The sequence below is a fragment of the Microbacterium sp. AZCO genome (genome assembly GCF_039614715.1).
In the GTDB taxonomy this organism is placed as follows: Bacteria; Actinomycetota; Actinomycetes; order Actinomycetales; family Microbacteriaceae; genus Microbacterium.
In genome coordinates this window covers 4,019,229-4,031,077 of the sequence record NZ_CP154857.1, presented here as the reverse complement: position 1 = coordinate 4,031,077, position 11,849 = coordinate 4,019,229, and the positions used below count along the sequence as shown (strand labels likewise).

The 11,849-nt window shown below is 72.3% G+C and carries 6 protein-coding genes; 3 read left to right on the top strand and 3 right to left on the bottom strand.

Features of this window, described 5'->3' with window-relative positions:
• Nucleotides 1-51: 51 nt before the first annotated feature.
• Nucleotides 52-1,989: a DUF2264 domain-containing protein gene (locus AAIB33_RS18265; protein ID WP_345801379.1), complete on the bottom strand. Its 1,938-nt coding sequence runs from the start codon at nucleotides 1,987-1,989 to the stop codon at nucleotides 52-54.
• Nucleotides 1,990-2,106: 117 nt separating this feature from the next.
• Here AAIB33_RS18265 and AAIB33_RS18260 point away from each other — a divergent pair, with 117 nt between their 5' ends.
• The 3 genes from AAIB33_RS18260 to AAIB33_RS18250 are packed head-to-tail and all read left to right on the top strand — an operon-like array spanning nucleotide 2,107 to nucleotide 6,815.
• Nucleotides 2,107-4,053 (top strand): heparinase II/III family protein, encoded by a 1,947-nt coding sequence (locus tag AAIB33_RS18260; RefSeq protein ID WP_345801378.1) that lies wholly within the window; start codon nucleotides 2,107-2,109, stop codon nucleotides 4,051-4,053.
• On the top strand, nucleotides 4,050-5,171 hold the full coding sequence (locus tag AAIB33_RS18255) for a substrate-binding domain-containing protein (RefSeq protein ID WP_345801377.1): 1,122 nt from the start codon (nucleotides 4,050-4,052) through the stop codon (nucleotides 5,169-5,171). Before AAIB33_RS18260 ends, AAIB33_RS18255 begins: the two co-directional genes overlap by 4 nt.
• A gap of 3 nt (nucleotides 5,172-5,174) precedes the next feature.
• A complete protein-coding gene (locus AAIB33_RS18250; RefSeq protein ID WP_345801376.1) occupies nucleotides 5,175-6,815 on the top strand; it encodes an acyltransferase in 1,641 nt (546 codons plus the stop codon).
• A 217-nt stretch (nucleotides 6,816-7,032) separates the two neighbouring features.
• On the opposite strand, the gene AAIB33_RS18245 is transcribed toward AAIB33_RS18250, so the two are convergent.
• Together AAIB33_RS18245 and AAIB33_RS18240 are read right to left on the bottom strand one after the other, a co-directional pair.
• Nucleotides 7,033-10,629, bottom strand: a complete 3,597-nt coding sequence (locus AAIB33_RS18245; protein WP_345801375.1) for a glycoside hydrolase — start codon at nucleotides 10,627-10,629, stop codon at nucleotides 7,033-7,035.
• A 170-nt stretch (nucleotides 10,630-10,799) separates the two neighbouring features.
• A complete protein-coding gene (locus tag AAIB33_RS18240; RefSeq protein ID WP_345801374.1) occupies nucleotides 10,800-11,834 on the bottom strand; it encodes a LacI family DNA-binding transcriptional regulator in 1,035 nt (344 codons plus the stop codon).
• Nucleotides 11,835-11,849 lie beyond the last annotated feature (15 nt).

Below are 11,849 nucleotides of genomic sequence, written 5' to 3'. Positions count from 1 at the left end.
TGCTGCTCCTTTGCGAGTGCAGATACCGGACCCGCCATCGGGTCCTGAGGGTCACCGGGTCGCGGGGACGATCCGGGGGTCTGGAAGGGGCGTCGTCGTCACGACGCCGTCGGGCCACGTCACGCGGGCTTCGCCCGCGATCTCTTCGAGCGCCGCCGCGCCGAGGTCGGCGGCGGTGCCGGCGAGCTCGACGATGACGGCGACGCGCTCGCCCGCGACCGCGGGGAAGCTGACGACCGGCACGCTCGCCGAAACGCCGAGCGGGGTCGAGTCCGCCCGCTCCTCGACGCTTGCGCTTCCCTCCCCGAGGAGGGGATGGATGCCGCTGCCCAGCCGCACGGTCGCGGCGCGGGCCGTGGCATCCCGAACCGCCGTCTCGGCATCCGCGACAGCCCAGCCGCCGACGCGCAGAGTCAGAGCACCGTCATAGCCGGGCTCGAGCGCGTCGAGGTCGACGATGCGCAGCTCCCACGGCCCGCGCACGAGCGACCGGACCGTGAGCCGGCCGGCGATCATGACGTCACCCTGGATGCCCGAGCCGTGGCGCACCTGCGTCTCGGCCGGCTCGATCCAGTGCGCGGGCCAGGTCGACGCGGCGATGCCGACCTCGCCGTCGATCCGCACGTCGAGGAGCTGCATCGCGGCGCGGTGCGTGGCCTCGCCGGCCTCGTCGACGAGTGCGACGGACTGCTCGAGCGGCTCGCGCCAGGCGCGGCCGTTCGCGAGAGGCGCTGTCGCGGTCGAGTAGCCGAGGCGTGCGTAGAGAGGCGAGTCGCCCACGAGCGCGCCTTCGGCGGCGTGGTCCGTGCCGTGGTTGACGATGCGCACGATGCCGTCGGCCCGCGTGCCCGAGACGACCCATCCGGCGGCTCGGACGGCGCGGAGCGTGTCGCCCGCCTCGACGGGGAGCGGCTCGGCGGGGGCGCTCCACACGGGGTGGTCCGCGGGGAGCGAGATGCCGAGGAGGCCCTTCGTCGCCCAGTAGGGCGAGGCGGGGCCGGAGTAGGCCTGCGCGAGTCGGCGCCAGTCGCCGTGCCAGCCCATGCTGAGGAGGTCGCGGGCGTCCGGGACGCCGCTGCCGGCGAAGTGACCGACGACACGATCCGCGGCGTGGCGGAGGGCGCCGAGCGACGTCGAAGGAACCTCGGCGATCGCGCCGACCCAGAAGGGAGCGGCGGCGGCGAAGCGGTAGATGAGGCTGCGTCCCTGGATGAGGGGAGATCCGTCGGCGCCGACGAGCGCAGCGGCGTCGAGGAGGAAGCGGTCGAGCAGCGCGATGTCCTTCGCGGTGCGGCCGGCGGCGAGCTCGGCGGCGCCCTGCATGCGCGACCACAGCACGGGGTAGAGGTGCAGCGCCCAGCCGACGTAGTGGTCGTAGGAGCGCTCGTCGCCGTCGGAGAGCCAGCCGTCGGGCCGCGCGAACGAGTCGTGCAGGGCGAGGTCGTCGGCGACGTCCTGGGGCGACCACGGGCCGCCGACCGAGCGGAGGAACGTCTGCACGACGAGACGGAACCACAGCCAGTTCGTGCGGGGATAGGTCCGGTCGCCGACGGCGGGTGCGAAGTAGGCGACGACACGCTTCTGCGTGATCTGGTCGAGTCGGTCCCAGATCCACGGACGGGTCAGGTCGAGGATCAGCGCGAGCGACGCCGCCTCGACCTTCGCCTGGGGGTGCTCGTCGAGGCGCAGCCAGCGGTCGGGGGCGTTCGGATCGACGCCCGTCCGGATACCGCGCGAGTAGAAGTCGATGAGGTCGTCGACGCCCTGGCCGCGCTCGCCGGCGATGCGGAAGCCCGCGAGCAGGAAGGTGCGGGCGAATCCCTCGAGGCCGTCGATGGCGTTGCCGTAGCCGCCCTCCGCTCCGGGCGGAGTGATGCGGCCGTGGCCGGGCGACGCGAAGGCGCGGGCGCCCGAAAGGAGACGATCGGCGTACTGCAGCCACTGTGCGCGGCTCCAGTCCGGCGCGGAGGCGTCGAGAGTGCGCGTCACCGTCGTTCTCCTTTGAATCGTTCGCGGGCCGAGATCGGACCGCTTTGGGAGATTAGCAATCAATTTCGTTCACGGCAACACATGATTTTTCTTTCCTGATCGTTTATGATCGATTCCATGCCGACGACGTCGTACTCGGGCCCCCTGGCCGCCCTTTTCGGGACGAGCCGTGGCGACGCCGTGGATCGCGTCCATGAAGCGCTCGCCTCGCCGTCGGCGGCGCTTCCCGTCGCCCCGGCGGACGATCGTTCGGTCTGGGATGCCGCCTCCCTCGACCCCGTCACGATCGCCGACCTGTTCGCGCGGGCCGAGCGCGACCTCGGCGAGCCGTGGCCCCTCCCGCTCGCGAGCCAGGCGGCGCGGGTCTACCGCGACGGCGACCGCTCCGTGTGGGAGGCGGCGGCCTTCGCCCGTCAGCGTCGGCTGAGCCGCGCGGCGGTCGCCGCGGCGATCACCCTCGAGGATCGCTGGATCGACGAGGTCGCCGACGGCGTGCAGCTGCTGTGCGAGCAGAGCTCGTGGTGCTGGCCCGCGCACGACGACACGTTCGCGCGCCACGGCGGGGTGCTCGCGACCGTCGACGATCCGTTCCTCGATCTGGGTGCGGGCGAAGTCGTCGGTCAGCTCGCCTGGGTCGACCGGCTGCTCGGCGTTCAGCTCGACGGGCGCTACCCGGGGCTTCGCGCCCGCGTGCGCCGCGAGGCGCGGCTTCGGGTCGTCGACCCGTTCCTGCGCCGCCGCGACTGGCACTGGCTCGGGCTCGACGGCGACGTGCACAACTGGAACCCGTGGATCCACGGCAACGTGCTGCTCGCCGCCCTGCAGCTGCTCGATGATCCGGCCGATGCGGGTCTGCGCGCCGACGTCGTCAGCCTCGTCATCGAGGGGCTCGACCGCTATGTCGCGGTGCTTCCCGCCGATGGCGCCATCGACGAGGGGTACTCGTATTGGTGGAACGGCGCGTGCCGCGCGCTGGAGGCGCTCGACCTCCTCGCCTGCGCGACGGGCGGGCGATGGGATGCCGCGCCCGCCGTCGCCGCGCTGCGCGAGACCGTCGCGTTCCCGCACCGAATGCACCTCGGCGGAGAGTGGTACCTCAACCTCGCCGACGGCCAGGCGCGGCCGATCCGCGAGCAGCCGTGGCACGAGCTGCACCGCGCCGCTCGGCGCGTCGGCGACGACCACGCCCGCCGGCATGCGGCTGCGCAGCGCCGCGACGGCGAGCCGCTCGCGACCGAGCGCGAGGGGCTCGGCCGCCTCCTCCGCGGCATGACCGACGCCGCGTGGCGGGAGGATGCGGCGGCGACCTCTCCCCTGCCGCGCGACACCTGGCTGCCGTCGACCGAGGTGCTCGTCACGCGCGAGCGCGCGGGCTCCGCGAGCGGCCTGACGCTCGCCGTCAAGGGCGGCCACAACGGCGAGCACCACAACCACAACGACGTCGGCTCTTTCGTCGTCGCGGTCGACGGGGTGCCCGTCCTCGTCGACGCGGGACGTCCGACGTACACCGCGGCGACCTTCGGACCGCTCCGCTACGACATCTGGACGATGCAGAGCACGTGGCACAGCGTGCCCGAGGTCCGCGGCGCCGCGCAGTCGGCGGGCGCGGAGTTCGCGGCATCCCTCGTCTCCGTCGACATCGCCGACGAACGCACGTCGCTCGCGCTCGACCTCGCGGGCGCCTACGACGCCCATGGGCTCGTGTCCTGGCGGAGGGATGCCGCGCTCGAACGCGACACCGCACGCGTCGTCGTCGACGACCGATGGGAGCTCGAGCCCTGGGTGGGGGCGGAGGAGCCGCGGACGACCGTCCGGATGCTGGTCGCGGGCGAGGTCGAGCTTCGGCCGGACGGCCTCCGCGTCGTGCCGCTCGAGGGCGCGCCGCCCGTTCTGGTGCGCTGGCCCGAGGGCGTCAGCGCGACGCTCATGACCCGCGAACTCGACGACCCGATGCTCACCGGCGTGTGGGGCGACGCGCTGACGCGGGTCGATCTGGACGTCGCAGACCGCCGAAGCCTGCGCGTCACGGTAGAACTGGACGCAGTCGACAAGGACCCCCGATGACCGATCAGAACCACGCACCGCTCGCCCCGGCGCGTCGCGCGCATGTGCTCGCCTCCCTCTCGCGCGACGGCGTCGTGCGCGTCTCGCAGCTCATCGACGACCTCGGGGTCACGCCCGTCACCGTGCGCCGCGACCTCCAGCAGCTGGAGGAGGAGGGCCTGCTCGTGCGCGTGCACGGCGGCGCCGTCGCGCCCAACGGCCAGGCGCACCCCGTCGTGGAGGGCCACGCCGAGGGCGAGCGGCCCGCCGTCACCGAGGCATCCGATGCCCTCGCCGTGCTCGTGCCGTCGCTCAACTACTACTGGCCGAGCGTCGTGCGCGGCATGGAGCGCGAAGCGCGACGCCGCGGGTACCGGCTGCTGCTGCGCGGGGCCTCGTACGAGCTGCAGGACGAGCGGCCCGTGCTCGAGCGCCTCGTGCACACGGAAGGGGTCAAAGGCCTCATCGTCGCGCCGAACACCGACACCCCGCACGCGCAGGACGTCATCCAGTGGCTCGCGGAGTCGGGCATCCCGAGCGTGCTGACCGAGCGCGACGCCTCCGTCCTCCCCCATCGCACGCCGGTGGAGTCCGTCACGTCCGACCACGCTCTCGGGGCAGTGCTCGCGGCGCGGCACCTCGCCGACCTCGGACACCAGAAGGTGGGTCTCGTGCTGTCGCGGGACTCGCCCACGTCTCGCAAGATCGCGGCCGGCTGGGAGGCGGTGTGCGCCGAGCTCGGCCTCACCCCGACGCAGCACTTCGAGCACCTGCTGCCCGACCGCAGCAGCCCCGACTTCTCCGACGCCGTCAACGCCTCGCTCGACCGGGCGATGCACAGCGGCACGACGGCGCTGCTCGTGCACCCCGACGCCGAGGCGATGGCGTTCGTCGACCTTGCGCTCGCACGCGGCATCTCGGTGCCCGCCGACCTCTCGGTCATCGCCTACGACGACGAGGTCGCCGAGCTGTTCACGCCCGCGCTCACAGCCGTGAGCCCGCCCCGCATGGACGTCGGCGCGGCCGCGGTCGATCTCCTGATCCGCCGCATCCAGGACCCCGATCGGCCCGTGCACCGCGTGACGCTCAACCCCACGCTGCACGTGCGGGCCTCGACCGCGGCTCCGCGCGCGCACTGACCCGTGATCGACCCGCTCGAGTACTCGCCGTGGGATTTCTGGTCCCGCGCCGACGCGGCGGCCCGGGCGCGTCAGCGCTCGCACCTCGCCGGCCTCGCCGAGCGCCCGGGACATGAGCTGGGCGAGGGATGCTTCGTCTCCGAGCTCGCCTCGGTCGACAACGACGAGCTGCGGCTCGGCGACCGCACATACGTCGCCGCGGGCGCCTACCTGACCGGATCGCTGCGCGCGGGGAGCGACTGCAGCGTCAATCCGTACACCGTCGTGCGCGGCACGGTCGCCCTCGGCGACGGTGTGCGGATCGGCGCGCACACGTCGATCCTCGGGTTCAACCACACCATGAGCGATCCCGACCTGCCCGTGTTCCGCCAGCCGCTCACGGCGACGGGCATCCGCATCGGCGACGACGTGTGGGTCGGCTCGCACGTCGTGATCCTCGACGGCGTCACGGTGGGCGACCACGCGGTGCTCGCCGCCGGAGCAGTCGTCACGAAGGACGTCCCCGCCGGAGCGGTCGTCGGCGGCAACCCCGCGAAGCTGCTGCGGTGGCGCATCCCGCCCGCCGGCTCGACGCGCGGCGACCTCGGATCGCGGGTCGCGGCCCTCGCCGATCGCGCCCGCGCCCAGGCGGGCGATGTCCTCGAGCGTTCGTGGCAGGGGTCGCTCTTCGTGGACCGTCCGGGCGCCGCGCCTACCGTGCGGGCGCAGGCCGATGCGATCGAGCTCGCCGACCTCCTCCTCGGCACGGCGCCCCCGCAGCTTCCGGCCGAGCAGCAGGTGGAGCGCCTTCGCGGGTGGCAGGATGCCGCGACCGGCCGCATCCCTCGCCTGCGGGCCGACGGCAGCATCGCGCCCGCCTCGGCCGAGGACGACGCGGACGTCGCCTACCACGTGCTCTCGGTCGGGTACGCCCTCGACCTGCTGGGGTCGGAGTTCGCGCATCCGCTCGCGCTCGTGACGTCGTCGTCGGCCGGCCAGCTCGCCGCCTTCTGCGACGGGCTGCCGTGGCGCAGCGAGGCGTGGCACGCGGGGCACTGGGTCGACGCCCTCGGCACGGCCCTGCTCTGGTCGAAGCGTCGCGGCGACGCGCTGCCCTCGGGCATCCATGAGTCTCTCCTCGGCTGGCTGGTGTCGAACGCCGATCCGGCGACCGGCATGTGGGCGTCCGTGTCGGCTGACGGCAGCCGACTGCAGATCGTGAACGGCTTCTACCGGGCCTCGCGCGGCACGTTCGCCCAGTTCGGCGTGCCCCTGCCGTACCCCGAGCGCGTCATCGACACCGTGCTCGCGCACGTGCGCGACGACCGGTACTTCCGCCCCGATCGGCATGACGCGTGCAACGTGCTCGATGTGGCGCATCCGCTGTGGCTCACCCGGGCGACCGGCTACCGCGGCAACGAGGTCACCGCCGTGGCCCGGCGCCTGCTCGGCGACGCTCTCGACCGCTGGGTCGACGGCGCGGGCTTCGGGTTCCGGGCGCCGAGCCCCGACGATCCGGCACGGGATGCCTCGGCCCCGGGGCTGCAGGGCACCGAGATGTGGCTCGCCACGATCTGGTACCTCGCCGACCTCGCGGGCGTGTCGGATGCCCTCGGCTACCGCCCGCGCGGCGTGCACCGTCCGGAGCCCGCCCCGCTCTCCTAGCCCGGTTTCCCGCCCGGCCCCCGGGCCGGTCGAGGGGCGGTCCCCGAGCCTGTCGAGGGGTCGACGTCGGAGTCGCCGGCTCGTCCTTCGGTCCCCGAGCTTGTCGAGGGGTCGAACCCACAGCCCTCGCAGGTTCGGGCTCGACGCTTCGACACGCTCAGCGACCAGGTGAGGCAGGGGATGCCGCGGCCTGGGGCCGCGGCATCCCCCTCCGTCCTCAGTTGCAGGTGGCGGCGGAGTACGCGGCCGGGAGCGTCGCCTGCACCGCCTTGCCCTCGATCGTCGCCGACACCTTCACCTCGGCCGAGCCGTCGGGGATCGACGCGAGCTTGGTCGCGAAGGCCGCCGACGTCTTCTTGCCGGCGCCGAGCGCGTCGATCTTCTTCGTGCCGTACGCCGTCGTGATGGCGACGTCCAGCGCGATGTCGTCGGTGTTCTCGACCGCGACGGCGAGCTGGATCTTGCCCGCGACGCAGCGCGTCGTCGCCGAGACGCTCGCGCTCAGCGCGGGTGCGACCTTCTTTTGGAAGGAGACCGCGTACGTCTTCGTCGCACCCGACACCGCGGTCACCGCGACCGTCGCCGTCGGCGCAGCGGCCGTCGCCTGGGTCACGGCCACTGTCGCGTTGCGGTCGACCGCGATCGCACCGACGGTGGGCAGCGCACCGCCATCCCAGTCGACGGTGTACGCCGTCTGATCGGGCGTGAAGGCCGGCAGCGCCACGCCGTTCGTCGTGATGCGGGCGAGGTCGGCGACCGTCGAGGCCGACGGAGCGGCGGCGTAGATCTCCACCTCCGACACGATGAGGTGCGTGTTCGCGTTGGCGGTCAGCACGAACCGGACGGCATCGGCGTCGACACCCAGCGGGATGTCGATGATCGGCGCCGTGCCGCTGGCGGGCGTCGCGTCGATGACGGTCGGACCGGTCGTCCATGCGCCCGTGCCGGTGCGGTACTCCACCGTGATGGACTGCGCCCAGCTGTTGGTGCCGTCCTTGTAGAAGTAGACCTTCGCGTGCTGCACCTTCTCGCGGTTCGCGAGCGTGTAGGTCAGCGTGTCGGTCGTGTTCTTCGTGCCCGACTTCCAGTTCGACCAGCCCTTGTCGGTCGTCACGCCGTTCTTCGTGCGGTCGACGCTGTAGCTCGCGCTCTCGGTGAAGGTCGCCGCCGCCGTCGAGGCCGGGGCGACGTTCTTCTCCGTGGCCGCCGTGAGGATCACCGACAGCTTCGCGGCGACCTGCGGGTGTGCGGGATCGGTCGTCGTCGCCGTGCCGGGCACGGTCACGACTCCCGCCGCGGCGAGCTTCGCGGCATCCACTCCCGTCCAATCCCACGTGACGGGCACCGCGACGGTCTCGCCGCTCGTGCCTGCCTCGGCGGGGACGGTCGTGGGAGCGGCGGCCTTGACCTGCGCGAGCGAGATGCCCGCGTAGGTCGTCAGCGAGACCGGCTGCGTCGTGGTGAGCGCGCCGACCTCGACGGTGGCGGTCGCCTGGAAGGACGTGCCGAAGACGTCGGTGCCCGTGCCGGGAACGGTCTTGGAACCGGGGACCGACCAGTCGATGCCGGCGGTGTTCCACGTGACCGCGGCGGTCCGCTCGACGTTGCCGGCGTACACCAGCGTCACCTGCGCGGGGAGCTGCGGCGCGACGCCGGTCGCCGTCGCGGTGCGGACGTCCTTGACGCCGGTGACCGCGACATCGGCGAGCGTCCAGCGCTGGTTCGCGCCGCCGTTCGAGCTGTACAGGCCCACCGACGCGCCGTCGGCCGTGCTCTGGCCGTTGACGTCGAGCACCTGCTCGCCGGCGACGCTCAGCAGGGAGTACGTCTTGCCGTCGGTCGTCGAGGCGATCCACTGCAGGGCCGGATCGGATGCCGCATCCTGCACGCTCTTGGTCGACAGGGTAGTCCCGCCGCCCGACGTTCCGAGCAGGCGCCCGTCACGGTTCTGCAGCACGAAGCGCTGGCGGTCGGTGCCGGCACCCGCGAGGGTGTGCACCGTCCAGGCCTGTGCGGTCGCGCCGGCGGCCGTCGTCGCCGAGGTGCGGAGCGCGAGCGCCGAGGGGTCGGCCGCGAGGGCCTTGCCGCTCTGGACGCCGAGCAGCTGGTACGTGTGGCCGTCGCGGAGCACGGGCGCGTTCGCCGAGACACCCGAGACGCCCGACACGACGAAGGTCGTGACGGACTTCGCCGGGATGCTGACCGTCGCGGTCTTCGTCGCGCCGTCGATCGCGACGGGCGTGCCCGCCTTGAGGGCGTTGGCCTCGGGGTCCGAGCTCGGCGACTGGGTCGTCACGATCGGGGTGACGGTCGCGCCGGGCGCGATCGTGCCGAACTGCGAGAGGTCGATCGTGACGTCGCGCGCCGAGGCGTCGGAGTTGACGTGCACGAGGGTCACGCCCGTGCCGTCCGCCGTCACGGCGGCGGTGGTCTGCGTGTTCTCCGTCGGCACGATGCGGTCGCCCGGGTGGATGTAGTGGGTGAAGTTGCGCGTCGTGTTGTACTTCGCGTTCGTCAGCACCTTGCACGTCGGGTCGGCCTCGCCGGCCGCGATGCGACGCAGCGACTTGCCCTCCGCGTTGCAGTCGAAGTCGATGAAGACGCTGCCCCAGTTGAGGTTCTCGACCTTCTGCATGTTGTAGAGGTCCTCGACCGGCTGCCAGAACACCCACGCCGACGGCTCGAGCTCGCGCAGGTCGTCGACGATGCGGCCGGCCATGCCCAGGCCGTTCTCGATGTTGACCTGGTTGAAGCCCGTGCCGTCCCAGTCGCCCTCGACCTCGCTCATCCAGAGCGGCTTGTCGGAGCTCTTCGCGATGTCACGGGCGACGAGGCGGTCGCCCGTGCCGTACGTGTGGACGTTGAGCTGGTCGACCTTCGACTTGGATTCGGCCGACCAGGCCTTCCAGTTCGTGGTGAAGATCGTCGGGTTCGTCTCGTCCATCGCCGAGATCTTCACGTCGGTCGTCGTGCCCGGCTGCGCGAGGCGCGCGGCGAGCTTGCCGATCATCTCGTTCTGCGCCGCCGGACCGATGTGCGCGCCCTCCTGGCGGCTCGCGGTCGTCGGCCAGCCGTTCGTGCCGAGGCGCGTCGACCAGTAGTTCGTGTTGGGCTCGTTGAACGGGTCCAGCGTGTCGAATTCGATGCCGTACTGGTCCTCGAGGTGCTCGACGACGTTGACGAGGTACGAGGAGAACTTGTCCATGTCGGCCGAGCCGAGCTGCTCGGCGGTCGCGTTCGTGCCGCCCGAGACGAAGCCGCTCTGGGTCAGGAAGTAGGGCGGCGAGTTGCTGAACGCCTCCCAGTGCGTGATCTTGTCCTTCAGCGCCTCGATCCACCAGCGCTGCGTCGCGTCGGCGTTCCAGTTGTAGTTCGTCTCGCTCTCGCCGTCCCACGCCGCCTTGTAGCGGAGCCGGTCGGCGAAGGTGGCCGTGATCGGCCCCTGCGCGTCGGACAGGTTCGCATTCGGGTTCCAGTAGCCCTCGACCGCGCCGCCCGGTCGCAGGTACGACGGGACGTCCGTCGCGTTGCCGCCGCCGATGTTGTAGCGCGCGATGTTGAGGTTGAGGCCGTCCTCTCCGAACACCTTGTCGAACAGCGCCTGGCGCACGTTCGCGGGGTAGCCGCCTGTCGCGTTGGCGAACCAGACGAGACTCGTGCCCCAGCCCTCGAAGGGCTCGGATGCGTAGCCGGGATTGGGGGTGATGCGCACCGGGGTTCCCGCGGCGGACGCGGCGGGGAGCGCGGCGGCGCTGACCGAGGCGGCGATCATGGCGGCGATGGCCGTCGTCGCCAGGACTCTTCGTGACGGCATTGTCTTCCACTCCTTTGCGGCGAGCCGGCGTCGGCTCGAATGAGGTCGCGCTTGTTTACGTAAACAGTTAGCGAGAACATTCGGATCCTAGCGATGCCCTTGGAGGCAGGTCAAGGGTCGGGATGCCGCAAGCGAGCCCATTCCCGCCGGATCGGCCGAGTCGCGCTCGATCAGCGCGGCGGCGCGGAGCTCGCGCGCACGACGAGCTCGGTCGGCACGAGGTCGGCGCGCTCCGGCTCGGCGCCCTCGATCGACGCGACGAGGGCCTGGAAGGCGACGACGCCGACCTGGTGGAAGTGCTGGCGGATCGTCGTGAGCGCGGGCCAGAAGCTCGCGGACTCGGGCATGTCGTCGAACCCGACGACGCTCACGTCGGCGGGCACCGAGCGGCCGGCGGCGTGCAGCGCGTGCATGACGCCGAGCGCCATCTGGTCGTTGGCGGCGAAGACGGCCGTCACGTCCGGGATGCCGGCGAGCACGTCGCCCGCCGCGCGTCCGGACTCCGCCGACCAGTCGCCGACGATGGGCTCGGGCACCTCGGCGCCGTGGGCGCGCAGCGTGCGCTCCCATGAGTCGCGGCGTCGCTGCGCCGAGAACGACTCCTCGGGGCCGCGGACGTGCCACACCGTGCGGTGTCCGAGCTCGAGCAGGTGCTCGGTGGCGAGACGGGCGCCCTGCGCCTGATCGGTGTCGATGACCGGCAGATCGTATTCGGCGCTCGAGTCGAGCACGACGACGGGGAGCCCCGACGGCAGGGCGAGCTCGGACTCGTTGAGGCGATGGGCCTCGATGATGATGACGATGCCGTCGACCGATTCCTCGCTGAGGCGGGCGAACGCGCCGGAGACGCTGCCCTGGGTCGCGGAGTCGAGCGGGATCAGCGTCAGCGAGTATCCGGCCGCCGTCGCTTCGGACGCGATCGCCTCGAGCGTGCGCATGTTGCCGTACGTGGAGAGCGAGAACATGATGACGCCGATGCTGCGGTAGCGGCCGGCCTTCAGCGCCCGGGCGGCGCCGTTCGGACGGTAGCCGAGGCGGCGCATCGCGTCGACGACCCGCTCCCGGGTGGCGGCCCGCACGACGTCCTTCCCGGTCGCGACGCGCGACACGGTCTGGGCCGAGACGCCCGCCTCGCGCGCCACGTCGAGGATCGACGGCTCGCGCCGGTGGGCCGGGGCATCCATGCGCTCCGGTGATGCGGCCATCGTCGCCTCCCGACT

Coding starts and splice junctions, on each gene's coding strand:
- AAIB33_RS18260 (WP_345801378.1), top strand. CDS start 2,107: ATGCCGACGACGTCGTACTCGGGCCCCCTGGCCGCCCTTTTCGGGACG.
- AAIB33_RS18255 (WP_345801377.1), top strand. CDS start 4,050: ATGACCGATCAGAACCACGCACCGCTCGCCCCGGCGCGTCGCGCGCAT.
- AAIB33_RS18245 (WP_345801375.1), bottom strand. CDS start 10,629: ATGCCGTCACGAAGAGTCCTGGCGACGACGGCCATCGCCGCCATGATC.
- AAIB33_RS18240 (WP_345801374.1), bottom strand. CDS start 11,834: ATGGCCGCATCACCGGAGCGCATGGATGCCCCGGCCCACCGGCGCGAG.